General features: G+C 63.3%; 25 protein-coding genes. 12 read left to right on the forward strand and 13 right to left on the reverse strand.

The window, feature by feature from the left end; genetic code table 11:
* Positions 1-546: 546 nt before the first annotated feature.
* The 3 genes from AC5ZGW_RS26845 to hemH form a co-directional block, all read right to left on the reverse strand.
* Positions 547-993, reverse strand: coding sequence for an NfeD family protein (locus tag AC5ZGW_RS26845; protein WP_130229434.1), 447 nt, complete (start codon positions 991-993; stop codon positions 547-549).
* 47 nt (positions 994-1040) lie between these two features.
* Complete coding sequence (locus tag AC5ZGW_RS26850) at positions 1041-2039, reverse strand: SPFH domain-containing protein (RefSeq protein ID WP_028162981.1); 999 nt, start codon at positions 2037-2039, stop codon at positions 1041-1043.
* A 273-nt stretch (positions 2040-2312) separates the two neighbouring features.
* Positions 2313-3347: a ferrochelatase gene (gene hemH / locus AC5ZGW_RS26855; RefSeq protein WP_130229435.1), complete on the reverse strand. Its 1035-nt coding sequence runs from the start codon at positions 3345-3347 to the stop codon at positions 2313-2315.
* An 87-nt stretch (positions 3348-3434) separates the two neighbouring features.
* Between hemH and AC5ZGW_RS26860 the strand changes: the two genes are divergently transcribed.
* Positions 3435-3833: an MAPEG family protein gene (locus tag AC5ZGW_RS26860; RefSeq protein ID WP_130229436.1), complete on the forward strand. Its 399-nt coding sequence runs from the start codon at positions 3435-3437 to the stop codon at positions 3831-3833.
* Between the two features lie 168 nt (positions 3834-4001).
* On the opposite strand, the gene AC5ZGW_RS26865 is transcribed toward AC5ZGW_RS26860, so the two are convergent.
* Genes AC5ZGW_RS26865 through AC5ZGW_RS26875 form a run of 3 tightly spaced genes read right to left on the reverse strand, consistent with a single transcriptional unit; the run spans position 4002 to position 7847 of the window.
* Positions 4002-5132: a nickel/cobalt transporter gene (locus AC5ZGW_RS26865; protein WP_130229437.1), complete on the reverse strand. Its 1131-nt coding sequence runs from the start codon at positions 5130-5132 to the stop codon at positions 4002-4004.
* Entirely contained in the window at positions 5129-5764 is a 636-nt protein-coding gene (locus tag AC5ZGW_RS26870) for a DUF1007 family protein (protein ID WP_130229438.1), read from the reverse strand. The genes AC5ZGW_RS26865 and AC5ZGW_RS26870 overlap by 4 nt, the downstream gene beginning before the upstream one ends.
* A gap of 10 nt (positions 5765-5774) precedes the next feature.
* On the reverse strand, positions 5775-7847 hold the full coding sequence (locus AC5ZGW_RS26875; protein ID WP_130229439.1) for a M3 family metallopeptidase: 2073 nt from the start codon (positions 7845-7847) through the stop codon (positions 5775-5777).
* A 129-nt stretch (positions 7848-7976) separates the two neighbouring features.
* Here AC5ZGW_RS26875 and AC5ZGW_RS26880 point away from each other — a divergent pair, with 129 nt between their 5' ends.
* From AC5ZGW_RS26880 to AC5ZGW_RS26905, 6 genes are all read left to right on the forward strand, one after another.
* Positions 7977-8237, forward strand: coding sequence for a hypothetical protein (locus tag AC5ZGW_RS26880; RefSeq protein ID WP_130229440.1), 261 nt, complete (start codon positions 7977-7979; stop codon positions 8235-8237).
* Positions 8238-8892: 655 nt separating this feature from the next.
* The gene (locus AC5ZGW_RS26885; RefSeq protein ID WP_028162988.1) at positions 8893-10035 is read left to right on the forward strand and encodes a type III PLP-dependent enzyme; all 1143 of its coding nucleotides are present in this window, start codon (positions 8893-8895) and stop codon (positions 10033-10035) included.
* 139 nt (positions 10036-10174) lie between these two features.
* Positions 10175-10765 (forward strand): GNAT family N-acetyltransferase, encoded by a 591-nt coding sequence (locus tag AC5ZGW_RS26890; protein WP_130229441.1) that lies wholly within the window; start codon positions 10175-10177, stop codon positions 10763-10765.
* A gap of 11 nt (positions 10766-10776) precedes the next feature.
* Complete coding sequence (locus tag AC5ZGW_RS26895) at positions 10777-10947, forward strand: hypothetical protein (protein WP_208823941.1); 171 nt, start codon at positions 10777-10779, stop codon at positions 10945-10947.
* A gap of 97 nt (positions 10948-11044) precedes the next feature.
* On the forward strand, positions 11045-11434 hold the full coding sequence (locus AC5ZGW_RS26900) for a RidA family protein (protein ID WP_130229443.1): 390 nt from the start codon (positions 11045-11047) through the stop codon (positions 11432-11434).
* A gap of 48 nt (positions 11435-11482) precedes the next feature.
* Positions 11483-12913, forward strand: coding sequence for a homospermidine synthase (locus AC5ZGW_RS26905; RefSeq protein WP_130229444.1), 1431 nt, complete (start codon positions 11483-11485; stop codon positions 12911-12913).
* A 168-nt stretch (positions 12914-13081) separates the two neighbouring features.
* Here the strand turns inward: AC5ZGW_RS26905 and arsC are convergent, their stop codons facing one another.
* From arsC to AC5ZGW_RS26920, 3 genes are all read right to left on the reverse strand, one after another.
* Positions 13082-13486: an arsenate reductase (glutaredoxin) gene (gene arsC, locus AC5ZGW_RS26910; RefSeq protein WP_130229445.1), complete on the reverse strand. Its 405-nt coding sequence runs from the start codon at positions 13484-13486 to the stop codon at positions 13082-13084.
* Entirely contained in the window at positions 13483-14184 is a 702-nt protein-coding gene (locus AC5ZGW_RS26915; RefSeq protein ID WP_130229446.1) for an aquaporin, read from the reverse strand. Before AC5ZGW_RS26915 ends, arsC begins: the two co-directional genes overlap by 4 nt.
* A gap of 81 nt (positions 14185-14265) precedes the next feature.
* Positions 14266-14628 carry an ArsR/SmtB family transcription factor gene (locus tag AC5ZGW_RS26920; RefSeq protein ID WP_130229447.1) on the reverse strand — a complete coding sequence of 121 codons (363 nt, stop codon included), beginning with the start codon at positions 14626-14628 and terminating at the stop codon, positions 14266-14268.
* A 127-nt stretch (positions 14629-14755) separates the two neighbouring features.
* Here AC5ZGW_RS26920 and AC5ZGW_RS26925 point away from each other — a divergent pair, with 127 nt between their 5' ends.
* The 3 genes from AC5ZGW_RS26925 to AC5ZGW_RS26935 are packed head-to-tail and all read left to right on the forward strand — an operon-like array spanning position 14756 to position 17658.
* Positions 14756-15073 (forward strand): ArsR/SmtB family transcription factor, encoded by a 318-nt coding sequence (locus AC5ZGW_RS26925; RefSeq protein ID WP_028162996.1) that lies wholly within the window; start codon positions 14756-14758, stop codon positions 15071-15073.
* Between the two features lie 49 nt (positions 15074-15122).
* On the forward strand, positions 15123-16490 hold the full coding sequence (locus AC5ZGW_RS26930) for an NAD(P)-binding domain-containing protein (protein ID WP_130229448.1): 1368 nt from the start codon (positions 15123-15125) through the stop codon (positions 16488-16490).
* 10 nt (positions 16491-16500) lie between these two features.
* The gene (locus tag AC5ZGW_RS26935) at positions 16501-17658 is read left to right on the forward strand and encodes an MFS transporter (protein ID WP_130229449.1); all 1158 of its coding nucleotides are present in this window, start codon (positions 16501-16503) and stop codon (positions 17656-17658) included.
* Positions 17659-17962: 304 nt separating this feature from the next.
* On the opposite strand, the gene AC5ZGW_RS26940 is transcribed toward AC5ZGW_RS26935, so the two are convergent.
* The 4 genes from AC5ZGW_RS26940 to AC5ZGW_RS26955 all read right to left on the reverse strand — a co-directional run bounded on the left by AC5ZGW_RS26940 (position 17963) and on the right by AC5ZGW_RS26955 (position 22151).
* A complete protein-coding gene (locus tag AC5ZGW_RS26940; RefSeq protein ID WP_130229450.1) occupies positions 17963-18703 on the reverse strand; it encodes an acetoacetate decarboxylase in 741 nt (246 codons plus the stop codon).
* Between the two features lie 124 nt (positions 18704-18827).
* Positions 18828-19154, reverse strand: a complete 327-nt coding sequence (locus AC5ZGW_RS26945; protein WP_463328068.1) for a hypothetical protein — start codon at positions 19152-19154, stop codon at positions 18828-18830.
* A gap of 131 nt (positions 19155-19285) precedes the next feature.
* A complete protein-coding gene (locus AC5ZGW_RS26950; RefSeq protein ID WP_130229415.1) occupies positions 19286-20323 on the reverse strand; it encodes a cytochrome-c peroxidase in 1038 nt (345 codons plus the stop codon).
* A 166-nt stretch (positions 20324-20489) separates the two neighbouring features.
* Entirely contained in the window at positions 20490-22151 is a 1662-nt protein-coding gene (locus tag AC5ZGW_RS26955) for an ABC transporter ATP-binding protein (RefSeq protein WP_130229414.1), read from the reverse strand.
* Between the two features lie 206 nt (positions 22152-22357).
* Here AC5ZGW_RS26955 and AC5ZGW_RS26960 point away from each other — a divergent pair, with 206 nt between their 5' ends.
* Together AC5ZGW_RS26960 and AC5ZGW_RS26965 are read left to right on the forward strand one after the other, a co-directional pair.
* Entirely contained in the window at positions 22358-23962 is a 1605-nt protein-coding gene (locus AC5ZGW_RS26960; protein ID WP_130229413.1) for a hypothetical protein, read from the forward strand.
* A 362-nt stretch (positions 23963-24324) separates the two neighbouring features.
* Positions 24325-26586 (forward strand): TonB-dependent receptor, encoded by a 2262-nt coding sequence (locus AC5ZGW_RS26965; protein WP_130229412.1) that lies wholly within the window; start codon positions 24325-24327, stop codon positions 26584-26586.
* Positions 26587-26597 lie beyond the last annotated feature (11 nt).

Genomic DNA, 26597 nt, shown 5'->3' on the forward strand with positions numbered 1-26597 from the left:
TTCAACCGAAGCATTCCGGCTTTCCCTGCGCGATGGTGTTACGGTTTCCTTCGTGCTCTCCCCGGTGACCGGGCTCTCTTGCCACCGTCATCTCTCGCGCAACTTGTTCGCACGAAAAACTTAGCGCCAGCGTCGGGGCGCCAGGACCACACGACTTCGCCGTCCGTGATGCGTGTGCTCGTCAGTCACACCCATCACGTCCACCGCATCTCACCGCAACGTTCGTGACGATCGCGACCCGCCCCTCATTCGCGCTGAGACGCGCGGAGTTAAATCACTGATTTGCCCGACGGCGAAAGCGGAATGTTTTTCGCGCGAGGGCTGGACACGTTTCTGCTGATTTGCCCGACGGGTTGTTTTGTCGCACTCCAAGCATCCACATCGTCATTGCGAGCGCAGCGAAGCAATCCATAGCGCCGCAAGTGGAGGAATGGATTGCTTCGCTGCGCTCGCAATGACGGCTGCGTGGGGGTTAGAGGGAATGGCGGATTATGCCGTTCGCTTTCGCTGTTCGGGCGAGAGCGAAAAACTCATCCGCCTACACCGCTACGCCGCCGCCACCGTCAAACTGGCGCCGTCGGCGCTGACAACCTTGACGCGGCTGCCGGCGGGCGCGTCGGGGCCGGCGACGCGCCAGATCGTGTCATCGATCCGCACCGTGCCTGAGCCGTCGATGATCGGCTTCTCCAGCGTGAACTCGCGGCCGATCAGGGCTTCGGTGCGCCGGTTGAGGAACGGGCTGCTCGCGCTCGCCGAGGTCCCGCTCTTGGCGAAGTGCCGCCATGCCGGCACGGCGGCGACCGCGAACGCGGCGAACATGAGGAACTGCGTCTGCCAAAGCGGATTGATGACGAACGACACCAGTCCGACCATGAGCGCTGATAGCCCGAGCCAGAACAGGAACACGCCGGGCGCCGCCAATTCCAGCGCCATCAGGATGAAGCCGAAGATCAGCCAGTTCCAGGTACCCAGTGTCGAAAACATCTCGGTCATGACACGACCTCTAATTCCGCAGACGCAATGCTAGCACGCCCGCGCCCTCACCGCTCCGGCGCGATTGGCGGCGGCGTCGGGCCGGCCGGCGGCACCGAGGAGCGGCGCGCGGCGGCGGCTGCTGAAGCTGTGCTTTCGCCGAAGGTGGCGCGCGCGATCTCGCCGATGCCGGCAAGCGAGCCGAGCACGCTCGATGCCTCGATCGGCAGCATCACGATTTTCTGGTTCGGCGCTTCCGCCAACTGCCCGAACGCCTTGATGTACTTGTCGGCGATGAAGTAGTTCAGTGCGGCGACGTCGCCCCTCGCGATCGCTTCGGACACCATCTGCGTTGCCTTCGCCTCAGCCTCCGCCAGTCGCTCGCGCGCTTCGGCGTCGCGGAAGGCGGCTTCGCGGCGACCTTCGGCCTGCAGGATCTGTCCCTGCTTGGCACCCTCGGCGCGCAAAATCTCCGATTGCCGCTGGCCTTCCGCCTGCAGGATGTCGGCGCGCTTGACGCGCTCGGCCTTCATCTGCCGGCCCATCGCCTCCACGAGATCCGCCGGCGGCACGATGTCCTTGATCTCGATGCGATTGACCTTGACGCCCCAGGGCGAGACCGCGGCGTCGACGACGCGGAGCAGCCGCTCGTTGATCTCATCGCGATGCGACAGCACCTGGTCGAGGTCCATCGAACCCATCACCGAGCGGATGTTGGTCATGGTCAGCACCGTGATCGCCTGGTGCAAATTGGCGACTTCGTAGCTCGCCTTCGCGGCGTCGAACACCTGGAAGAAGGCAACGCCATCAACGGTGACGGTGGCATTGTCCTTGGTGATCACCTCCTGCTCGGGGATGTCGATCACCTGCTCCATCATATTCATCTTGCGCCCGATGCGGTCGAAATAGGGCACGATGAGATTGAGGCCAGGGAGCAACGTGCGCGTGTATTTGCCGAAGCGCTCGATGGTCCAGCCATAGCCCTGCGGAACGGTCTTGACCCCGGCGAACAGCGTGACGATGACAAGCAGAACAAGGGCGATGGCGAAAATGTCGAAACCACTCATAAAGTCCTCCAAGACCGGCGAAAGCCGGCGCGGCCCTGCATTTGGTCTGCAAAACCGCAACGCCGGTTCAGCCGGCTGTTGGTTGACACATAGTTAAGGAGCGGTTTGCGAGGCTGCCAGATATAGCCTGCGAACGTAAATGATGTGTGGGCCGTCACGCGGATGCTCGTTCAGTAGCCCGGGTGGAGCGAACGCGTAACCCGGGACATCTGCATCTGCGTTTGCGACTGGCCCCGGGTTGCGCTGGCGCTCCACCCGGGCTACGGGCCGACGTTAGATCCACCCTTGCAGTTCGCGCAGCACGAGTTGGCGGATCACGTCCATGCCGGGCTCGCTGTCGTTCAGGCAGGGAATCGCCGCAAACTGCTCGCCGCCATTTTGCTTGAAGATGTGCGCGTTCTCCTGCGCGATCTCTTCCAGCGTCTCCAGACAGTCGGCGGAGAAACCGGGCGTGACGACGGCAATTCGTCGCACGCCGTCCTTGGCGAGCTTTTCGACGGTCTTGTCGGTATAGGGCTGCAGCCAGACATCGTTGCCGAAGCGCGACTGGAAGGTCAGCATCAGCCTGGAGGCATCGAGCCCGAGGCGCTTGCGCAGGCATTCCGTCGTGGCGACGCACTGGGCGAAATAGGGATCACCCTGATCGACATATTTCTGCGGCATGCCGTGGAAGGACGCCAGGATCAATTCCGGCTCGAACGGCAGCGTCGCCAGGTGCGCGTTGATCGAAACCGAGAGCGCGTCGATATAGACAGGATCGTCATAGTATGGCGAGGACACCCGCAAGGTCGGCTGCGCACGCAAGCTGGAGAGCACCCGGAACGCCTCGTCGCAGACGGTCGCCGATGTCGCGGCGGAATATTGCGGATAGAGCGGCACCACCAACAACCGGTTACAGCCCTGCGCCGTCAGCGCCTCGATCCCCGCCCGGATCGAGGGATTGCCGTAGCGCATCGCCCAATCGACCACGACATGATCTTCCCCGATCGCCGCCGCTAGCTTCTCGGCCTGCGAGCGCGTGATCGTCTTCAGCGGCGACTCGTCCTTCTCGGTATTCCAGATCTTCCGGTAGTCGAGAGCCTTGGTGCGCGGCCGCGTGCGCAGGATGATGCCGTTGAGGATCAGCTTCCACAGCAGCCCCTGATCCTCGATCACGCGCGGGTCGGAGAGGAATTCCCTCAAATAGACCCGCACGCCCGGGGCGTCGGCGGTGTCGGGCGTGCCGAGATTGACCAGCAGCACGCCGATGCGATCCGGCTGGGCTTGCGCTGCCGGCGTCGTGTTTCGGACTGGGACGGCCACGGTCATGACGGCCGTGGCTTCGCGCGTTGCCCCATTCTTGTCAAGACAACGCACCGTTAGCTAGGCTCCCCTCCGCAATGCGGGGGAGGAACCATGACGGTTGCCGAATGGTGCGTGTTCGGAACGTTGATGCTGTATTTGTTGACGCTCGCAGCCGCCAAGTGGACTGCGAGCGGCCGTTTCGACAATTCCAACCCGCGCGATCCCGCCTTCTACGACGACCCGATCCGGGCCCGCGCGCTCGGCGCCCACCAGAACGGGATCGAGGCGTTTCCGTTCTTCGCCTTCGCCGTGCTGCTCGCCGAATTCCGCATCGGACCGTTACGGCTGATCGATGAGCTCGCAGTGCTGTTCCTGATCGTGCGGATCGCTTACGTCTTCACCTATCTCGGCAACCGCCCAACCCTGCGCTCGATCCTCTGGACCATCGGTTTTACGATCAATGTCGCGATCTTCTTCCTGCCGATGATAAAGCGATATCTGACGGTCTGAGTTCTCCCTCTCCCCGTTCTTACGGGGAGAGGGTTGGGGTGAGGGGCTGCCTTCGCGAAAAAGCTGGAAGTTGTGTTTGCGGAAACAGCCCCTCACCCGGCGCAATGCGCCGACCTCTCCCCGCGAAGAGCGGGGAGAGGTAACTTCAAAGGCCGCTCCGCGGCGCCGTCACATGAAATAGGCGCAGGTCGGCGGCTCGGTGGCGAGGTAGCCGAACAGCAATCCCAGCCCAAACAGCAGCACCAGGCCGGCGGCGCCGAACTCGATGCCGCGCATGAAGAGCATGCCGTTGCCGTCGCGGCCGGCGCTGACGCGTTGCGCCAGGCCGCGGGCGGAGACGGCGAGGATCGCGATCGTCGCGACCGTGATCGCGGTGCCGAGGCCCATCACGAAGGTCGCGGCGATGCCGGCCCAGAACAGGCCCTGCGCCAGCGAGAATCCCAGCACCAGGATCGCACCCGAGCAGGGCCGGATGCCGACGGTCACGATCGCGCTCAAGCCGCGGCGCCAACCGCCGGGGCCGGCGAGCTCGCTCGGCTCGGGACCGTGCGAATGGCCGCAATGCTCGTCATGGACATGAGCGTGGGCGTGCTGGTGCCCGGCGCCATGCCCGTGCTCGTGCCCATGATCGTGGTGATGATCGTGGTCGTGGTCATGGTGATGATCGCGGTGATGGTGATGACCGTCATCGTGGTGGTGATGCGGGACACCGGCGATGGCCGGCTGCGGCACATTCGCCTGCAGCGCGCGGAAGAAGCCGCCGCCCTTGCTCCAGACCAGCCGCGCACCAAAGGCGGCAATCAGGGCATAGCTGGCGATCTCGATCGCTTTTTCCGCGCCGCACGAGGTTTTCGCGGTGGCGTTGAGCAGCCAGGCGCCGATGACGACGAACACCACGGCCACCACGGCCTGCAGCAGGGCCGAGGCAAACGACAGCGCGATGCCGCGCGAGGCGGTTTCCCGGTTGGCGACGAGATAAGAAGAGATCACCGCCTTGCCGTGGCCGGGGCCTGCAGCATGGAAGATCCCATAGGCGAAGGAGACGCCAAGCAACGTCCAGACTGCATAGCCATCGGTCTTGGCAGCACGGATGGACGCGGAAATCTCGCGGTAGAATTCCCCCTGCTTGGCGAGCAGCCAGCCGATGATACCGCCGACCTGCGGCTCGGCCGCCCGCCGCGGGGCGCCGAAGGGGTTTTGCGCTGACAGCGCATGCATCGCGGCATCGGCCAGCGCAAAGACTGCGAGCGCCACGGCGGCAATCGCCAGGCTACGCGCGACGGATGATCCCTGCTTCATGGACACTCCACCACGATCTTGTTGGCGAACATCGCGCCGAAGTTGGAGCTTTCGCCGCTCAGGAAGTTCTGCTCCCCGAGCTGCTGCGCGCTCGCGGTGCCGTCATTCGGCCGCTGGAATTGCAGCTTGCAGTCGGCCGGTGCGCCGACCAGCTTGGCGGGGTCCTTGTCGGCATATTTGAAGTCGATGAAGAAGGCGGGGTCGAACACTTCGAGCGAAAGCTGCCTGGTCTTGAACGGAGTCTTCGCCGGCAGCGTGAAGTGCAGCGTCAATTCCGTGTTGTTGTATTCGAGGAAATAATCGACCGGCTCGGTGAACTTCTGCTTCTTGCCGTCGGCCTTGGCGAAGGTGAAGTAGGCGTATTCCTTCAGCGACTCGACATTGGTCTGGGCGAGCGGCGCCAGCTCCTCGCGGGTGAAGGCGCCCTTGGTCTTGGCCTCTATGCCCTGCAGCGCATAGGTCGAGAACATGTCGTCGAAGGTCCAGGCGTGGCGGACACCGGTGATGGTGCCGTCAGGCGCATAGATCACCTCGCTCCTCGCGGTGATCCAGACATGCGGATGGGCTTGTGCGGCGGCCGCGCCGAGCATCACGGCGCCGGCGGCCAGGAGGCCGAGCCAATTGCGGGACATGCGCCTCACTTCAGGCGGCCTCGGCAGTCTCGAGCAGCCCGCGCCGGCGGAGCAGTGCATCCGGCTCCGGCTCGCGGCCGCGGAAGGCGACATAGGCCTCTTCCGGATCGCGCGAGCCGCCCGACGAATAGATGTCGTCGAGCAGGCGCTTTGCGGTCGCGGGATCGAAGATGTCGCCGGCCTCCTCGAAGGCGCCGAAGGCGTCCGCGTCCATCACCTCCGACCACATGTAGCTGTAATAGCCGGCGGCGTAATGGTCGCCGGAGAAGATGTGGCCGAACTGGGTCGGCCGGTGCCGCAGCGCGATCTCGGCGGGCATGCCGGTCTTCTCGAGCTCCTGCTTCTCGAAGGCCCTGACGTCGCGGCTGGCTTCGGCCGGCTGGGTGTGGAATTCGAGGTCGATCAGCGCCGAGGATACGAACTCCACGGTGGCAAAACCCTGGTTGAACTTCCGCGCGGCGAGGAAGCGCTGCAGGAGATCGTCCGGCAGCGGCTCGCCGGTCTCATAGTGCCTTGCGAAGCGCTGCAGCACCTCCGGCCGCTCCTGCCAGTGCTCGTAAAGCTGCGACGGCAGCTCGACGAAATCGGTGAACACGGAGGTGCCCGACAGCGAGGGATAGGTGACGTTGGACAGCATGCCGTGCAGGCCGTGGCCGAATTCGTGGAACAAAGTGCGGGCATCGTCCGGCGACAGCAGCGCGGGCTCGCCGCCCGCGCCCTTGGCGAAATTGCAGACATTGATGACGAGCGGGGCAACCGCGCCGTCGAGCTGCTGCTGATCGCGCAGCGAGGTCATCCAGGCACCGGAGCGCTTCGAGGGGCGGGCGTAATAGTCGCCGTAGAACAGCGCCTTGTGCTTGCCGTCGCGATCCCTGACTTCCCAGACCCGGACGTCGGGGTGCCAGGCCGGGATATCCTTGCGCTCCTCGAAGGTGACGCCGAACAGGCGGGTGGCGCAGTCGAAGGCGGCCTCGATCATGTGGTCGAGCACAAGATAGGGCTTGATCGCGGCGTCATCGAAATTGGCGCTGATCTGCCGGAGCTTCTCGGCGTAGTAACGCCAATCCCAGGCTGCCAGCGCAAAATTGCCGCCCTCCTCCGCGATCAGCGCCTGCATCGCGTCGCGGTCGGCGAGCGCCCGCGCCCTCGCCGGCTTCCAGACCCGCTCCAAGAGGCCGCGCACGGCGTCCGGCGTTTTCGCCATGGAATCCTCGAGCCGGTAGGAGGCGTAGTTCGAGAAGCCCATGATCTTGGCGGCTTCCTCGCGCAGCGCCAGGATCTCGACGATGGTCGCGTTGTTGTCGTGGGCGTCGCCATTGTCGCCACGCGCGGTGAAGGCCTTGAAGACCTTTTCGCGCAGGTCGCGGCGATCGGAGGTTTTCAGGAACGGCTCGACCGAGGAGCGCGACAGCGTCACGATCGCCTTGCCGGCCATCCCGCGCTCTTCCGCCGCGGCCTTGGCGGCGGCGACAAAGCTGTCCGACAGCCCGGCGCGGTCGTCCTCGGCGAGCTCCATGAACCAGTCCTGCTCGTCGCCGAGCAGATGGTGGCTGAAGCTGGTGCCGAGATGGGCGAGCCGCTCGTTGATCTCGGCCATCCGCGCCTTGGCGGCGTCGTCGAGGCCGGCGCCGGCGCGGCGGAAGCGCGTATAGGTGCGCTCCAGCAGCCTGAGCTGTTCGCCGCTCAGGCCGAGCGAGGCGCGGTTCTGGTGCAAGAGCGCGATGCGGCCGAACAGCACGGCGTTCATCATGATCGGGTTCCAGTGCCGCGCCATCCGCAAGGAGACTTCCTTGTCGATCTCCAGGATCGCCGGATTGGAGTGCGCCGACACCAGGTCATAGAACACCGCCGAGACCTTGGAGAGCAGCTTGCCGGAACGCTCCAGCGCGGTGATGGTGTTGTCGAAGTCCGGCGCCGCCGGATCATGAACGATCGCGCCGATCTCGGCGGAGTGATCGGCAAAGGCCTGCTCGAAGGCCGGCAGGAAATGCTCGGGCTTGATCTCGTCGAAGGGCGGCGTCTCGAACGGCGTCTGCCAGCCCTGCAGCAGCGGGTTGGCCAAACCTTGCGAACTTGCCGACATGCGAAATCCTATTTTTGTCCAAGATATTGCGGCAAACTATACCACACCGTGCGGCAATTTTGGGCCTTTTGCGCTTGATCGCAGGGCCCATTTCAGGGACATTGCGCCCCTCAAAAAGGACCTTCTTCCATGAGCCTGCAGCCCTCCTCCACCGGCAACCGCCAGATCGTCTGGCCGAGCGTGATCACCGTGATCAGTGCGGCGATCCTGATCGGCGCGGAAGTGTTCGGCGGTGCCTTCGCCGGCGGCTGGGCGCTCGCGATCCTGTTCGGGCTCGAAGACACCGCCGCGCACATCCTGCAAGCGGTGCTGTTCGCGCTCGGCGTCCTCGTGATGATCGCGTTCATCCGCGCAGCGCAGCGCATCGAGCCGTTCACGCGGCGCGCGTGAGGCGCGACTGCGAAAACACTGTGGCAGAAGGCTCAAACGCGCAGCCGACTGCTAGCTTCTCTTAACGTCCATTCATATTCGACGTGGTGCGCGCGTGCAGCGACAAACAATCGCAAGCTCGCGTTAGGGAAATCTGCGCGCAGCCCAAAAAAATTCTTGCGCAGCTAAGTCAAAACACTTATTTCCAGCCTTGCCCAATTTCGCACGTGCCTGTGGTCGTGTGTCAGTCGGTAGGTATCCGGACAAGAGGCCGGACAGCCGCCAAGGGATGAAGAACCGAGGGTCGCCTCTGAAGCGGCCAGCATCTCTCTCAAGGGATGCCAATGAAGGTCTCTCCATCTCTTGCAACCGTGACTGGCAGCCGGAGGCGAACCGGCGCACCCCGCTCTCAACGGGGGACGCGACTTAAAGCAACGACGGAGCGGGCTTTTTTGGTCTCTACCGGCATTCCAACGCCGGCGCGGGCTACTGAAAAGGCTTGTCCTTCATTGCCAGGTGAGCGGGCGGGAAATCTCCCAACCAATCCACGGCAGCACAGTCTGGTTTGAGTTTTTTGGCTTCGTTGCGCCTCCATCGCGCAATTCGGCCAAGGCACTCTTATCCGGCGTCACGTTTTTGAATGCGGCCCCGTCGCTGGGGTCGTTGGGAGAGTGCCATGACCGAGCGCATCCAGGAATTCCTGCGTCACCGCCGCAGCGAGGGCCTCGACACCGAGCCGTGCCTCGTCGTCGACCTCGAAGTTGTGCGCGACAACTACCAGAGCTTCGCGAAGGCATTGCCGGACAGCCGCGTGTTCTACGCGGTGAAGGCCAACCCGGCGCCGGAAGTGCTGTCGCTGCTCGCCTCGCTCGGCTCCTGCTTCGACACCGCGACAGTCGCCGAGATCGAGATGGCGCTGGCCGCTGGCGCGACGCCGGACCGCATCTCCTATGGCAACACGATCAAGAAGGAGCGCGACATCGCGCGCGCCTTCGCGCTCGGCATTCGCCTGTTCGCGGTCGACTGCGCCGCCGAGGTCGAAAAGGTCGCCCGTGCCGCCCCCGGCGCCAAGGTGTTCTGCCGCATCCTCTATGACTGCGCCGGCGCCGAATGGCCGCTGTCGCGCAAGTTCGGCTGCGACCCGGAGATGGCGGTCGACGTGCTCGACCTCGCCAAGCGCCTCGGCCTGGAGCCTGTCGGCATCTCCTTCCATGTCGGCTCGCAGCAGCGCAAGGTGAAGGCGTGGGATCGGGCGCTGGCGATGGCCTCGACCGTATTCCGTGACTGCGCCGAGCGCGGGATCAACCTGTCCATGGTCAACATGGGCGGCGGCTTCCCAACCAAGTACCTGAAGGACGTGCCGCCGGTGGTGCAGTACGGCCGGTCGATCTTCCGCGCGCTGCGCAAGCATTTCGGCAACCAGATCCCGGAGACGATCATCGAACCGGGCCGCGGCATGGTCGGCAATGCCGGCATCATCGAGACCGAAGTCGTTCTGATCTCCAGGAAGAGCGACGAGGACGAGGTGCGCTGGGTCTATCTCGACATCGGCAAGTTCGGCGGTCTCGCCGAGACGATGGATGAGTCGATCCGCTACGCGATCCGCACGCCGCATGACGGCGCGGATATGACGCCGTGCGTGCTTGCTGGCCCGACCTGCGACTCGGCCGATGTGCTGTACGAGAAGCTGCCGTATCCGCTTCCGGTGACGCTCGAGATCGGCGACAAGCTGCTGATCGAGGGCACCGGCGCCTATACGTCGACCTACTCGTCGGTGGCTTTCAACGGCATCCCGCCGCTGAGGACCTACCACATCTGACGTCTCTTACCTCTCGCGTTTGCGGGAGAGGGAGAAGAAAACAGGGAGCCGGCCTGCCGGCTCCCTCCCCGACATTTTCGAATTTTCGAACGACGCTTTCACCGGTGTGCCCGCCGCTGGAAGCGGGGACTGACGTGCCATGACTGCTTTGCGGAAGACCACCGTTGCCCTCACCCCGAGCGCCGCTCCGTTCGCGATCCGTGCGGAACGTTCCTCGGACGTCGAGGCGCGTGAAATGCTGCTGGATGTCTGCTTTGGCGAGAACCGCCATCAGCGCACATGCCAGCGCCTGCGCGACGGACGCGCGCCCGCCGAAGGCCTTGCGCTGTCGGCGGTCGCAAGCGGCCGGCTGGTCGGTACCGTTCGGTTGTGGCACGTCAGCGCCGGGGGCAACCCCGCGCTGATGCTGGGGCCGCTGGCGGTGGATTCCACCTGCCGCGGCCTCGGTGTCGGCGCCGCGCTGATGGACCGCGCGATTTCGATCGCGCGGACGCGCGGCCATGGCGCGGTGATCCTGCTCGGCGATGCGCCCTATTACGCCCGCTTCGGCTTCTCGCCGGAAAGGATGAGCGAACTCGTGCTGCCCGGCCCGTTCGAGCGCGACCGGCTGCTCGGTCTCGAACTTGCCGAGGGCGCGCTCGACGGCGCCAGCGGCATGGTCACCGCGACCGGCGCATTGCTGCTCAAACGCAAGGCACGCGCATTGCGCGCCGTGCCGCAGGCCGCGTGACGGTTGCGATCATGGCCGAAAACCTTCCCGCAACCAGCGACGTCGCGCGTCCAGTTCTGCGCAGCATCATCACCACCATCGTCCTGATCCTGATCTCGGTCATGATCGTCAGGGACATCTTCGTGCGCCGCTGGAGCTCGCCGTCCGCTCCGGCAGCAGATACGACCCAGCACTCCCGCTGATCGCAAGACCGGAGCCAAAGGTTGCGCGGGCGGGAAAATCCCGTAAACCCGCGCAAGTACCCGTATGTCCCGCAACGCTGAGAATAGGAGGTCCTGAATGTCCCGACGCCTGATTTCGACCGGCTCGCCTTTCGAGAAGACCGCCGGCTACAGCCGCGCCGTGATCGACGGCGATTTCGCCTTCGTCTCCGGAACCACCGGCTATGACTACACGACGATGACAATGCCTGAAGATGTCACGAGCCAGTCACGGAACTGTTTCAAGACCATCGAGGCCGCCCTGAAGGAAGGCGGCTTCGCGCTGGCCGACATCGTCCGCACGACCTACTACCTGACGGATGCCAAGGATGCGGACGCCCACTTCGCGGTCTGCGGCGAGTTTCTCGGCGACATCCGCCCGGCCGCCACACTCTTGATCGTCGCGGGACTTTTGAAACCCGAGATGAAGGTCGAGATCGAAGTCACCGCGAAACGACGTACCGCCTGAACCACCAAACCTGTCCACCCGCTCGAGCCAATCTCCTGGAGATATTAGATGAGCCCCTCCTCGCAGATCCACGCCAAGATTTCCGGCCCCATTGTCATGATCGGCTTCGGCTCGATCGGCAAAGGCACGCTGCCTCTGATCGAGCGGCATTTCGATTATGACAAGTCGCGCTTCGTCATCATCGATCCGCATGAGGACGGCGAGCTCGCCAAGAAGCATGGCGTGCGCTTCATCAAGGATGGCGTCACCCGCGACAATTACCGCGAACTGCTGGTGCCGCTCTTGACCGCCGGCGGCGGACAGGGCTTCTGCGTCAACCTCTCAGTCGACACCTCCTCGGTCGACATCATGACGCTGTGCCGCGAGATCGGCGCGCTCTATGTCGACACCGTGATCGAGCCGTGGGCCGGCTTCTATTTCGACAAGAACATCGGCACCGAAGGGCGCTCGAACTACGCCCTGCGCGAGACCCTGCTGGCCGCCAAGCGCAAGAACCCGGGCGGCACCACCGCGGTCTCGACCTGCGGCGCCAATCCCGGCATGGTATCCTGGTTCGTCAAGCAGGCGCTGCTCGACATCGCCCGCGACACCGGCGTCGAATTCAACGAGCCGAAGAGCCGCGAGGGCTGGGGCCAGCTCGCCCATAAGCTCGGCGTCAAGGGCATCCATATCGCCGAGCGCGACACCCAGCGTTCGAAGAAGCCGAAGCCGATGAACGTCTTCGTCAACACCTGGTCGGTCGAGGGCTTCGTCTCCGAGGGCCTGCAGCCGGCCGAGCTCGGCTGGGGCACCCATGAGAAGTGGATGCCGGAGAACGGCCGCACGCACGCGCATGGCTGCCAGGCCGCGATCTATCTGCTGCAGCCCGGCGCCAACACCCGCGTGCGCTCCTGGTGCCCGACTCCAGGCGCGCAATACGGCTTCCTCGTCACCCATAACGAGTCGATCTCGATCGCGGACTATTTCACCGTACGCGACGGCGAGAAGGTGATCTATCGCCCAACCTGCCATTACGCCTATCACCCGGCCAACGACGCCGTGCTGTCGCTGCACGAGATGTTCGGCGCTGCGGGGCGGATGCAGCCGAAATGGCACATCCTCGACGAGAACGAGATCGAGGACGGCATCGACGAGCTCGGCGTCCTGCTCTATGGCCACGCCAAGAACGCCTATTGGTACGGCTCGCAGCTCTCGATCGAGGAGACCCGCCGGATTGCGCCCTATCAGAATGCGACCGGCATGCAGGTGTCCTCTGCGGTGCTCGCCGGCATGGTCTGGGCGTTGGAAAATCCGGAAGCCGGCATCGTCGAAGCCGACGAGCTGGATTTTCACCGCTGCCTGGAAATCCAGCGGCCGTATCTCGGCCCGGTGAAGGGTTTCTACACCGACTGGACCCCGCTGAACGACAGGCCGGGCCTGTTTGCCGAAGACATCGACACGTCCGATCCCTGGCAGTTCCGGAACGTGCTGGTGCGCTGACGCGCGCGCTCCTCTCGTCATTCCGGGGCGCGCGTAAGCGCGAGCTATGATGTGCAATTGCACATCAGAGAATCCATCGGACCGCGGGCGCGGGCGGAGAAATGGATTCCGGGTTCGGCGCTGCGCGCCGCCCCGGAATGACGGAGGCTACTTTTGCGAGGCCGGAATTTATCTGCGGCCTTCAACGACCTCGCCATCTTCCTTCACGAAACGTCCGACCGGATTCTCCAGAAGGTCGATGACCGCCTCGGACGGCCGGCAAAGCCGCACGCCCTTCGAGGTAACCACGATGGGGCGGTTGATCAGGATGGGATGCGCCATCATGAAATCCAGCAATTCGTCGTCCGACCATTTGGGATCATCGAGGCCGAGGTCCTTGTAGGGCGTGCCCTTCTCACGCAGCAGGGCGCGCGCCGGGATACCCATCGCAGCGATCAGCTCCTTGAGCTTCTCGCGCGACGGCGGCGTCTTGAGATATTCGACGATCGTGGGCTCGACACCGCTTTGCCGGATCATGGCGAGCGTGTTGCGCGACGTGCCGCAATCCGGGTTGTGATAAATGGTGACGCTCATCTGGTTGTCTCCGCAATTGGGACCGGGCCGCGCGCCTGAGGTCGCCCGAGCAGCCAAATCATCAACAGCATGCCGGCGAACGCTCCGCACAGTTCCGCAAGTATGAAGCCAGGCAAATCGATCGGGCGAATGCCTGCAAATGTGCTCGTCAGCGAGCGCGCGATTGCCACGGCCGGATTGGCGAACGATGTCGAGGCGGTAAACCAGTACGCGGCCGTAATGTACAGGCCCACCAGCCAGGGAACGGCGGCGCGCTGAAAACGGATGCCAGCCAGAATCGTTGTGATCAGGCCAAAAGCTGCCACGGCCTCCGCGAACCATTGCGGTCCACCTGTCCGCGTTTTGGTGGAGAAATCAATCAACGGTAGGGCGAACATCAAATGCGCGGCCATCGTTCCGGCGATACCGCCTGCGATCTGCGCCATCACATACAGTGCAGCCTCGTTCGCCGGCAGTTCGCGTTTGCCGGTGAAGACAAGTGTTACGGCCGGGTTGAAGTGCGCTCCGGAGATAGGTCCGAGCACGCTGATCAGCACAACCAGGATTGCGCCGGTCGGCAACGTATTGCAGAGAAGCGCGAGAGCGTCGTCCTTGGTCAGCGCCTCGGCCATGATCCCGGACCCGACCACGGCGGCGACGAGAATTCCGGTACCCAACGCCTCGGCCACAAGGCGCCGTGAAAGGTCGAAGGCCTCCATCAGCCGGCCCTTGGCGTCGGATGCGTCGCGCCCAAGCGCACCGAGTTGCCGGTGCAGAGGAGCAGAACCTTGTAGAGATGGTCAGCCACGGGTTCGCTCCTTTCGTTTTGGTGAACAGCACGATTGCAGGCTATTCACGACCGGCGCGCAGACCTCCGGTCGTCCGTCGCAGCAATCCCGAAGCAGGAACAGAGCGACATCGCGAAACTCACCCAGGTTGGCGCGGTAGACGATCGAGCGACTATGCCGTTCGGAAGTCACGAGGCGCGCTCTGGTCAAAATCGACAGATGCGCCGACAGCGTGTTCGGCGGCACTTCCAGCATGCGGGCAAGATCGCCAGCCGCAAGGCCGTCAGGCTCGTGCCTGACCAATGTCCGGAAGGCCTCCAGGCGGGTCGATTGCGAGAGGGCCGCGAGCGCCAAGACCGCTTCTTCGGTTTCCATATATCCAGATTTATGGAAATGTATGGCCAAGTCAACCCAATTCAGCATACCGGGATCGGCGGACTTATTTCGAATATTCTAGAAATATAGTTTGACAAGGAGACGGGTCGCGCTCATCTTGGTCACCATGAAGCTCGACGAAGCAGCAGCCCGCCTCGAAGCGCTGGGCAACCCGACCAGGTTGAAAATCTATCGCGCGCTGGTCCGTGCAGGGCGTGCAGGCATGCCGGTCGGGCGCCTGCAGGAGCGGCTCAAGATTCCGGCGTCGACACTGTCGCACCACATCAAGGCGCTGGTCTCCGTCGGTCTGATCTCGCAGGTACGCGAGGGCACGACACTTGCTTGCCACGCCGAATACGACACGATGCAGGGCTTGGTGGATTTCCTCGTTGCTGAATGCTGCATCGACGAGACCCAATGCAAAGACGCTCAGACGGCGGCCTGATTTTTTTTGTCCGATTATTCGGTAATTCTAGAAGGTTGGGAGAAGCAAAATGAGCGCAGCAAAGACCGTCGCGATCGTAGGAGCCGGACCCGTCGGCCTGGCGGCAGCCGCGCACGTGTTGGAGCGCGGCATGACGCCCGTCGTGCTCGAGTCCGGGCCAGAAGCGGGACATGCGGTCCGTCAATGGCAACACGTCCAGCTCTTTTCACCGTGGGAATACAACGTCGACCGGGCGGCCGCGCGGCTGCTCGCGCCAACTGGCTGGAATTCGCCGGACCCGCAGGTGTATCCGACCGGGGGCGAGCTCTTGGCACAGTACCTTGTCCCACTCGCGACGCGCACGCGCTTGAAGGACGTGATCCGCACGTCGAGCCGCGTCACCGCCGTTTCCCGCGTCGGCTTCGACAAGGCGAGGACAAGAGGCCGGGAGGCGGCTCCGTTCGAGATACGCTACCAGAACGGCAAAGGGCGCGAGACCCTGCGCGCTGAGGCCGTCATCGACGCCTCCGGAACGTGGGCCTCGCCGAATCCCGCCGGCGCCAATGGCCTGCCGGCGATCGGCGAACGCGAAGCACAAGCGAGGATCGCCTACGGCATGCCGGATGTCCTCGGGAGAGACCGTGAGCGCTACGCGGGCAAGATTGTCGCCGTGCTGGGCGCCGGACACTCGGCGATCGGTACCCTGACCGACCTGGCGACGCTTGCCCGTCAGGTGCCGGGCACCCGCCCGATCTGGCTGCTCCGGGGCAATGATCCGGCCAAGGCATTCGGGGGCGGCGCGAACGACAAGCTCGCTGCGCGCGGCGAACTCGGCACACACTTCGCATCGCTGGTCGCATCAGGTGAGGTACAGGTTGAGGCCGAATTTTCCGTCTCGGCGATCTCGCCGAGCGACGGCCGGCTTCGGATCGCGACGTCGTCAGCCTGCTGCGGACGCAGCGTCGTCGCCGACGAGCTGGTCATCGCAACCGGCTTCCGTCCGGACCTCTCCTTCCTCAGCGAGATTCGGCTTCGGCTCGATCCCGCGATCGAGGCGCCCGTCGCGCTCGCACCGCTGATCGATCCCAACGAGCACTCCTGCGGCACCGTGCGCCCGCATGGCGCGCGCGAACTGCAGCAGGACGATCCGGGCTTCTACCTCGCCGGCATGAAATCCTACGGCCGGGCGCCAACCTTCCTCATGATCACCGGCTACGAACAGGTGCGCTCGATCGCGGCCGATATCGCCGGCGACAAGGAAGCTGCCGAGCGCGTCGAACTCGAGCTCCCCGAAACCGGCGTCTGCACACGCGGCGGCGTGGAGGGCGGTATCGTCGCATCCGGCTGCTGCGGAGGGCCGGCACCCGCCGGCATCGACGCCTGCTGCTCCGACGATGCGATCGCGAAGGTCGCCGGCAAGCCCGGCTGCGGCTGCTAGGGCCGCCGGCGTGAACGGACAACGCTTGCGGGTGGTTGCCGCGCTGGGGACCGCCCAGACGCTGGCCTGGGGATCGAGCTACTATCTGCCGGCGATCCTGGCAGACCCCATTGCCCACGATCTCGGAATTTCGACCAACTGGTTCTTCGCCGCCTTCTCGGCCTCGCTTGTGATCTCCGGATTATTGGGTCCACGCGTCGGCCGCCAGATCGACCGCGTCGGAGGGAGGCAGGTCCTCTGTATCTCGAACGTGGTTTTTGCAGGCGGGCTCGCATTGCTCGGCGCATCGGCCTCGGTGTGGATGATGTCGGTGGCCTGGCTCCTGCTGGGCATTGGCATGGGCCTCGGACTCTACGACGCGGCGTTCGGCGCGCTGGGGCGTATCTACGGCAGCGACGCGCGCGCCTCGATCACCGGCATCACGCTGATTGCCGGCTTTGCCAGCACGGTCGGCTGGCCGCTGAGTTCATTCGGGCTCGAGACGATCGGTTGGCGGGAAACCTGCTACGCCTGGGCGATCGCGCACATAGTGATCGGTCTCCCCCTCAATCTCGCGCTGCCCAGCACGGCAAAGCCGGTCCGCTCAGAAGGACCCGTGGCGAAGCCGCATATTACGATCGACCGCACCATGGTTCTGCTCTCATTCGCGTTCGCGGCCGCCTGGACGGTGACATCGGCGATGGCGGCGCATCTGCCGCGGATCGTCGAAGCATTCGGCGCGACGCCAGCGCAGGCAGTGTTTGCCGGCATGATGATCGGACCCGCGCAGGTCGCAGCCCGTGTGATGGAAGCGAGCCTTCTTAACCGTTTCCACCCGCTCGTCTCGACACGGCTTGCCTGCATCACTCATCCCATCGGAGCGTGCGTAATCGGTATTTTCGGCGGTGGTGCTGCCGGCGTCTTCGCTCTGCTACATGGGGCCGGCAATGGTATTCTGACCATTGCACGAGGAACGCTCCCATTGGCGATTTTCGGACCGGAGAACTACGCCTATCGACTTGGATTGATCGGCGCACCATCCCGCATTTGCCAAGCATTGGCGCCCCTTGGATTCGGACTGCTCATAGATACCCTGGGCCGATCGATCGTGATCGTATCGGCCGGATTGAGTCTTTCGGCACTGATAGCGCTCTTGTCGCTCTCGCAATCTTCGGCGGTCAAAGCGTGATGATTTTTTGTTCGAATCGGCGTGACCGCAGTCGTTCACCTCTCCCCGATGGGGAGAGGTGAGGCACTTCCAGCGTGGCGCCAACTCGACCTGATCTCATCACGCCTAAAGCGACAGCGCAGTCGCCCGTGGATAGCGCCACCTGATCGGTGATCCGTGACGCATGCCGGGCCGGCGCTGCGGCCAACGAGGTCATGCGCGGCCTCGCGCCGCGCATGCACGCTTCGCCTCGGTTGGCCAAGACGTGGATTGCCGGGTCAAGCCCGGCCATGACGAAGCCGCGAGGGTCTGGCGCGGTCTCCGGTCATTTCGCCATATAATCGAACGCCACCGTGCCGAGCCCCAGCGTCAGGTCCGCCTTGAAATGCAGGGCGGAGACGACCTCGCGGACCGGAAGCCGCGCGACGTCGCAGAGCGCGTGTGGAAACAGGCCGAGAGCGGCAGGGCCGGTCCAGGCTTCCTTCAGCGTGATCTCTTCGAGATGGAAGCGCACGAGCTCGCAGATGCGCGGGCTGCCGTCGACATGCGGGATGATCTTCAGGATGAAGTTCGGCGCCTTCATGCCCTTCAGCACGGCGTCATGATCGACCGGACGGTGTTTGTAGCCCATGGTGGCGGAAGCGCAGAGCACCGAGCCGTAATGCAGGGAGCCGACCAGCACATCGCTCTCGACCTCGATCTTCGGCCTCGCCAGTTTCTTCGGGAATCCCCATAGCTCGCGGCCGCCGGCGATCGGCCCTTCGTCGTCCAGATACATCGCGTGGGTATAAGCCCCCTCCTCCCCTTTGAAGCGAACCGGGATCACCTGGCCGGTCTCGGTGTAGTCGCCAAAGCCGGTGGAGTCGGGCATCCGGATGAATTCGTATTTCACCACGGGCTCGGCGACCTCGAGTGGCTCGGGCACCACGGCGGCGAGCGCTTCGGGATCGGTCCTGTAGGTGATGACGAAATATTCTCGGTTGAAGAAGCGATAGGGCCCCGGCGGAAACGCGGGGCTGGTGAGCGGCATCGAATAGGCACTTCGCCTGACATCGTCGATCTTCATCTGCTGGCCCCAAAGGTCGTTGGTGTTTCGTTGACAACCACGATTATGCGGCGGCAGAGGGACGCAGGCGAGACTGTAAATTCGGCAGGGTACGTTCAGGCCGGTCCGCGGGAATGAGAGGACATCACTTTTTCTGGACCGGCGGGGCGGTCTTCTCTGCGGGTGCCGGTGGCAGCGCCGGCTGCGCGCCGGTCTTCTGCGCGTCCGGGTCGGGACGTGCGGGCTCGGGCGCCGGCGTGGTCGGCCGCTCGCCGCCTGGCTTTGATTCGGCTGGCTTCGTCTGCGGCTCGGGCGGGGAAGACTGCACTGGCGGCGTCGCCTGCGCCACCTCCTCGGATTGACGCGCGGCGATCTCCACCAGCGAAGCGGTCGAAATCACCAGTCCGCCTACAAACAGAGCGGATGCGATCAGAATATCCTTCCGGTAGCTGCGCTGCCTGTCGGTCGCCATCTCGTTCTACCCGCGTCATTGTCTGCGGGTTCAACGATTCCAGCGAGACCTGGTTCCACGCACGGGGCAACGGGAACTGTACCGACCTGGGGCGCGGGTGGCCCGAGCCACCGGACCCGGAAAAGAACGGCCTATTTTCCGAGCGACGGCGGCGGTGTTGCATCCGTGCGCGTGGGCAATATGGGATATTCGATCCTTGGCAATTGCCCGGTCAGCGAATTCAGGAACGCCACGATATCGTTCTCTTCCTTGTCAGTTAGCTTGGCACCAAGCTGAACTTCGCCCATCACGCCGACGGCTTGCTTCAAGCTCCAGACCTGGCCCGAGTGAAAGTACGGTGCTCGCAGGGCGACGTTGCGGAGAGGCGCGGCGCGAAACACGTACTCGTCACTCGCCGTCTTGGTGACCGCGAACCGGCCTTTGTCGCCGCTGGGCAACACGTCCGAACCCGGCTTTTCGATCACGCCGAACGGGAAGTAGTCCTGGCCGCCGATGTTGATGCCGTTGTGACAGGACGAGCACCCCTTGTCCATGAACAGCTTCAATCCCGCCTTCTGCTGCGCGCTGAGGGCGTTGGCATCCCCTTCAAGGTACTGATCGAAGGCCGCGGCCGGCGTAATCAGAGTCGCCTCAAACGCCTCGATCGCCTTGGCAAAGTTGTCGAAGGTAACTGGGGATGCTTCGTTGGGGAACGCCTTCCTGAACATCGCGACATAGTCGGGCATGGACGTCAGCGTCCTGATCACGTGATCGGGTGTCGCGTTCATTTCGACGCTCGCCTGCACAGGACCCTTCGCCTGCGCCTTGAGGTCCGCCGCGCGTCCGTCCCAGAACTGCGCCACATTGAACACCGCGTTATAGACCGTTGGCGCCCGGCGCGGCCCCTTTTGCCAGCCGTGACCGACGGAGGTCGGACCGGCGTCGACGCCGCCGGTGCCAACGTTATGGCAGGTGTTACAACTGATGATCTCGCTAGCCGACAGGCGCGGATCAAAGAACAGCATCTTGCCGAGCTCGATCTTGTCGCGCGTGACGGCGTTGTTTTTGACAGCGGGGAGCACCGAAGGGATTGGTGTGAAGAGCTGCTTGGCAGCCTTCATGAGATCGTCATCAGCGACAGCTTGTGAAGAGGCCAGCATCGCAACAGCGACAGATAAGAACTTGCGCATAGTATCGAGCTCCCAACCACGACCAATGTTGGAATAGGTCCAAATGCACTCGCTCCTCATTGATCGGGATCAAACGGCCCGCTTCAGGTCGAAACCTGCAATGCTGCCGCTGTTCGCGGACGCTATTGCATGCTGTCGATCGACCGACCTACGCAACCAAGGCTGATCACAAGGGCCGGGGATCGCTGAGATCCACGACATTGTCCGCGTCGCCAAGGACGGATCTTCGGTGCGTGATGGCCAGCACCGTGACATCGCGAACCAGGGTACGAACGTGGTTCATGATGTCCCGCTCGGTCGCGTCATCGAGCGCGGAGCTCGCCTCATCGAGGAAAAGAACGGTCGGGTTGCCATAGAGGGCGCGGGCGATCGCGATGCGCTGGCGCTCTCCGCCCGACAGCTTCAGGCCGCGTTCGCCGACCCTGGTCTCGAAGCCCTCCGGGAGCGCATCGATGAAAGACAGGATAGTCGCCTTCTCCGAGACGTCGCGAAGCCGGGCCTCATCGCGAGGGCGACCCAGAATGATGTTGTCTGCAAGGCTTTCGTTCAGCAGCGCGACGTCCTGAGGCACGACCGCTATGGCGCGGTACCAGTCGGCGCGCGCGATGCGCAGGAGGTCGATGTCATCGACCAGAATGCGACCTGAATGAGGCTCGATGGATTTCAGCGCGAGCTTGAAGATGGTCGACTTTCCAGAGCCGGTCTCGCCTACGATAAACGTGATGGAGCCGCGGCTTGCCGTGAAGCTGATGCCATCGACCCCACGACCATTGCCGTAATCGTACCTGATATCGTCGAAGGTGATGCGTCCCTCTCGGGGGACAAAGGTCTCTGCATGCGGCGATTCATTCTCTTCCGGAGCCCGCCACATGTCCGCGAGCGGAATGAGTTGCGCTCGGGAACGCGCGAAAACGTCCATCGTCTGGGCGATCATCTCGAACGGCAGGTTGAGCTGGAGCAACAGGGCGTTGAACAGCACGATATCGCCGACCGTCATCGCTCCGGCCTGATGGCGGGGCAGCAACAGCAGGAAATTGACGGCGAATTGGATCGAGAGACCCAGGCCCAGCAGGGCCGACGAGCCGGCGCGACGGAATGTGTAAGCCCGCCAGCCATCCTTTACCGCGCGAGCCTTCTCGGTGAAGCGGCGGCTCATCCACGCATGACTGCCGAGATGACGCAACGTCTCCATCGCGTTCATCGCGTTGCCGACGAATCGAGCATTTTCCTGCGCAGCCGAGACGGCGGCGTCGAGAAGGGCCTGCGATCGACGCGTCGAGACGAATGTCACCGTGATCATGGCGGCGCCGTAAGCGGCGACGATCGCCACAACCTCGATGCTCAAGAGAGCGCCGAGGGTGACGAGCGTGAGCGCGATCTGCGTTGCGCCCGGAATGAACACGATCAGCGCGATGTGCATGATCGTCGTCAGCGCGCCACGCCCCTGGGCGCCGGCAGTCTGGATCTCGGCCGGGTTATGCTCGACGAAGAAGTCGGATCTTTTCCTCAAAATGCGTTCGAAGAACCGCGTGCTCACGATGAAGCCGAGGTTTTCGGCCGTCATCACCGACAGGTGTTGCACCGCGCGCTGCAGCGCCGAGGCTAATCCCACCAGCGCGGCGTAGAGCAAGAACGCCCACAGAAGGTCCGAGACAACAGTCTCTTTGGTCAGCCGGTCCACAAGGCGGGAGAACAGGTACGGCGCAGCGATGCCGCTGGCGCTCGACAGGAAGACGACCGCCGCCACCAGCGACAGCGCCCGCCAGTCGGATTTCCAGTAGGCATGGAAGATTTCGGCGATAGGGGCGTTGCTCGCGGGCTTGGTCATAAGTTTCTGATTTGCAGCGATTCACGCAAATTGCGGTTGGCCAATTCTGTCTCAGAGGCCATGACCGATCAACGATAGCGGCGACGGCTTTAGGAAAAAACGTAAACCCTCTACTCAATGGGAGCATGGTCAGGTACCCAGTCCGCACTGAACACCCGCGAACGATGTGAAGCTGCTCACATTGCTCGTGGGAGTTTCCTGTTAGTTTGACGATGATCCATCCGATGCCGGAGGGCACGGCCATGCAAAGCACAGCTTGTTTGGAATGGATACAGCGTTGGCGTAAGCAGGGATCGCTTGTTGCTTTTGTCGGCTGCTGCAGCATCTGCCTGATCTCGGCCTCTGCCACGTGTGCCGCCCAGGCACCCCTCAAACCCGCGGATCAGCCTAACGGCACGTCATCGGAAGACCCGGCGGCAACCGCCGTCTTCATTGTCGACGCAAAAAAGTGCGAGAAGAAGGCTTCCGACACCTGGTCGGACCCTGAGGTGTGGGCATGGCAACAAATCTGCCGGCATCTCAATGTCGATTTCGACGAGAAGGAAGCGAACGACTACGCGGACAAAAGGGAGGGCAAGGATTCACCGAAGCGCGATGCAGTGTACCGGCAGAAGCTTGAAGCTCTTCGAACGGAAAACAACAAGAACCCCGAGAAGCTGGCCACCGACGAATCGCGAACGCTCAGCAGCAAATTTCTGGCGATGATTTTCGGCGATCCGGAATTGAGGCATCACACGTGGAATGTACCGCTCAGGTTGTTCGGGTTCAGTACCGACCGACTTGCTATCGACACCGCGGCGCTGAAATCGCTGGATATACAAAACGCTTACGTCGAGAGGTTCGTAATCCAGAATACGACCCTTGATGGCGATCTCAGGCTGGAGAACTCCCACTTGGCAAGCATCAAGATGCAATTGGTAGCGGCCAAGCATTTCCTCCTGAACAAGGTATCGGTTACCGCGAAGAAGGTCGGAGCGGACCATGTGGATCCCGATCCGCAGTCATTGGAGGCAGAGAAGCCCGATGGAGCACTGACGATTCATACGGCCCGGATCGAGGACCGGGTATCGATCCTGGAAGGGTCCTACGACGCCATCGACTTGAAGCGCGTGAAAGTCGGCGACCTGTTCATCCTCCATCCTGACTGGAACCGCTTCAGGGACCTCGATAAGCCAGAGCTGAGCATCACCGAGTCCGTGGACCACGGGGTCTTCGCCTTTCAGGCCAACCCTAAGGGCGCATCGCCTCGGCAGATCAAGCTCGACCAGTTCATCTTCGCCAATGCCTATTTCGGTCCGGACCCGATGCCGGTCGTCCGCGCCATGGATGCATACGCCGGAATCCGCACTCACGGTCGTCCCGACCTGGAGCCGTATACGCTGATCGCCAAGTCGTACGCACAACGCGGCGAAACCCACAACTCCGACAAGATCCTGATTGCCAAGAACAACCAAGACTGGCACTGGGCGGATATAGCGTCGGTGGATTTTCTTGGCCTCACTTTCACATGGCTTGTCGCCGATTACGGCTTCCATCCGGAAGTGGGTTTCTTGTGGATCGCCGGATTCGTGCTGCTTGGCTGGGGAATCTTCTGGCACGCCTCCACTCGTCTGGCAGCAGGCTCCTACCAACCGAAGAGTCCATTCCTGTTAGCTCTAGATTCAGTGATCCCGGGCATCCACTTGGACAAGAACCACCAAGATGTGCGCTATAATGGATGGCCTCAGGGCATGCTCTATCTGCTCCGGATCCTTGGCGCCGTGCTGGTCTTCGTTGCCTTCAGCTATCTGCAGAAGAAGGTGCTAGGCTGACCGCGGGAAGTCGCTTCTTCCGTTCAAATCCACGTCGTACATGCCTGCTTCGTTGGTGGCATGGAAGCGCAGCCGTAGCCAAGCGAGACGCGCGCCTGCACGTATCGAAGGGCGATTGTTTAGTTGAATTCTCGTGGATGACGGCAGCTTCCAAAGAACGAACGAAAGTCGAAGGTCAGACGCAAACGCTGTTGTCATATCGCGCCGTGCGCGGAGTTGTGTGCAGCCTTTCGCTTCTCAATCTGCGTGAAAAGCTAGATGGAATCTAAGCCCGCCGCATTGTGACCGCACCACGACCTCCTGTAGGTCGCGATCTCGGTAGCCGACAGAAGTCGGCTGGGGATTTTGGGGCGACTGATCTGATGACGTGCGGGACTACACTTCACAAGAAAACCCTTCTGGCTGCAGCGAGCGCACTTGCGTTGATGATTGATGGCGGGGACGCAGCCGTTGCGCAGACGTCGCACGAGCTGCCGGCCGTGCAGGTGCATGCGCCAACGCCGCGCGCGGCGCGTCGTGTCGCACCGCGCCAAAATGCCGCAACTGCGCCGCGTGCGGCTCCGCGCCCTGTCGAGCCTCGTGCGCGGACGACACCGCCGACCGGCATGATCGGCAGCCTGCCGCCATCCTATGCGGGCGGGCAGGTGGCTTCGGGCAGCCAGGTCGGCATGCTCGGCAATCGCAACGTGATGGACACGCCGTTCAACCAGACCAGCTACACCGCGCAGACAATCCAGGATCAGCAGGCGCGAAAGCTCGATGACGTGCTCGCCAACGATCCGTCGATCCGTTCCAACGTGCCGCGCGCCTACGGCTTCGACTTTGTGTCCATCCGCGGCTTCGACGTGCCGAGTTCGGCCTACGGCATCAACGGACTGTACGGCATCGCATCGGCTTTCTCGTTCTCGTCGCTGGCCGCGATCGAACGCGTCGAGATGCTGAAGGGGCCGGGCGCGCTGCTGAGCGGCATGCCGCCGGGCGGCGGCGTCGGCGGCAGCATCAATCTCGTCACCAAGCGTGCTGGCGATGATCCGATCGCACAGCTCACCAACACCTATGCGTCGCGCTCGCAGTTCGGCACGCATTTCGACGTCGGTCGCCGGTTCGGCGAAGCGAGCGAATTCGGCGTTCGGTTCAACGGCAGCTATCGCAACGGCGATACCGAACTCGCCAACCAGAGCCAGGAGCTCGGGACGGCAGCGCTAGGCCTCGACTACCGCGGCGAGCGCGTCCGCCTGTCCGCGGATGTCGGTTACGAGAAGAACAACGTCGACGCCATGACGCGCTTCGTGGTGTTAGGTCCGACGCTGACCGGCGTGCCGGTGCCGCCGGATGCACGCGCGAGCTTCATGCCAAGCTGGGGCTATTGGAACGGCGAAGGCAAATTCGGCCTCGTGCAGGGTGAGGTCGACATCACCGAGAACCTGACGGCCTATGCCCAGGCCGGCGTGGTGAAGGGGGAGACCAAGTATCTTTATTCGGATATCAGGGTCACCAACCTCAACGGCAATTTCGACGGTTCGCCACGACTGAACAGCCAGACCCGCGACCAGGCGGCGGTGCAAGCGGGCTTCCGTGCCTCGGTGGATACCGGGCCTATCCATCACGCGATCAATTTCAACGCGACGGGATCCGAAGGTGACGTCGGCATCATCAACACGACGGGCACGGCCTTCACGTCCAATCTCTATAGCCCGCGTCCGAGCCCGACGCCGCTGATCTCGGTTGGAGCACCGCCGAAAATCTCGGATACGCATCTGTCGAGCTTCGGCATTGCCGACACCATGTCGGTGGCAAACGGTCGCGTCCAGTTCACCGCGGGCGTGCGCCAGCAATATGTCGAGAGCCGCTCGTTCAGTGCGACGACCGGGCTGCAGACGTCCGGCTATGACACTTCGGCGACGACGCCGGCCTATGCGGTGGTGATCAAGCCGCTGGAGAACGTCTCCATCTATGCCAACTACATCGAAGGGCTCGAGGCCGGCACCGTGGTCGGCGCTCAGTATGCCAATGCCGGCCAGGTGCTGCCACCCTATCGGACCCGGCAGTATGAAGTCGGCGCCAAGGTCGATTGGGGCCGGATAACGACGACCGTCAGCGCCTTCGACATCAACCGGCCGCTGCAGCTCGTCGATTTCGTCACCAACACGCTGACGCAATCCGGCGAGAGCCGCAACCGTGGCGTCGAGCTGAATGTCTTCGGTGAGGTCACGCCAGGCGTGCGGCTGCTGGGCGGCGTGATGTTCATCGATGCGCGTCAGGACAAGACCGAGCGCGGGCAGTTTGACGGCTACCGGACTTTCGGCGTGCCCGACACACAGCTCAATCTCGGCGGTGAGTGGGACGTGCCGTTCCTGCACGGCCTGACGCTGACGGGACGCGCGATCTATACCGGCAGCTTCTTCGTCGATCAGGCCAACACGCTGCTGGTCTCGGACTGGACACGCTACGACGCCGGTGCGCGCTACACCTTTACGGCGCCGTGGAACAACAAGCCGGTGGTGGTGCGCTTCCAGGTCGAGAACCTGTTCGACAAGAACTACTGGCAGGGCGCGAACACCAACAGATACGTCTATCTCGGTGCGCCCAGAACCTATCTGGTCTCGACGACTTTCAACTTCTAGCGATGGCTGAA

The sequence above is a fragment of the Bradyrhizobium sp. Crot121 genome, from assembly GCF_059512385.1.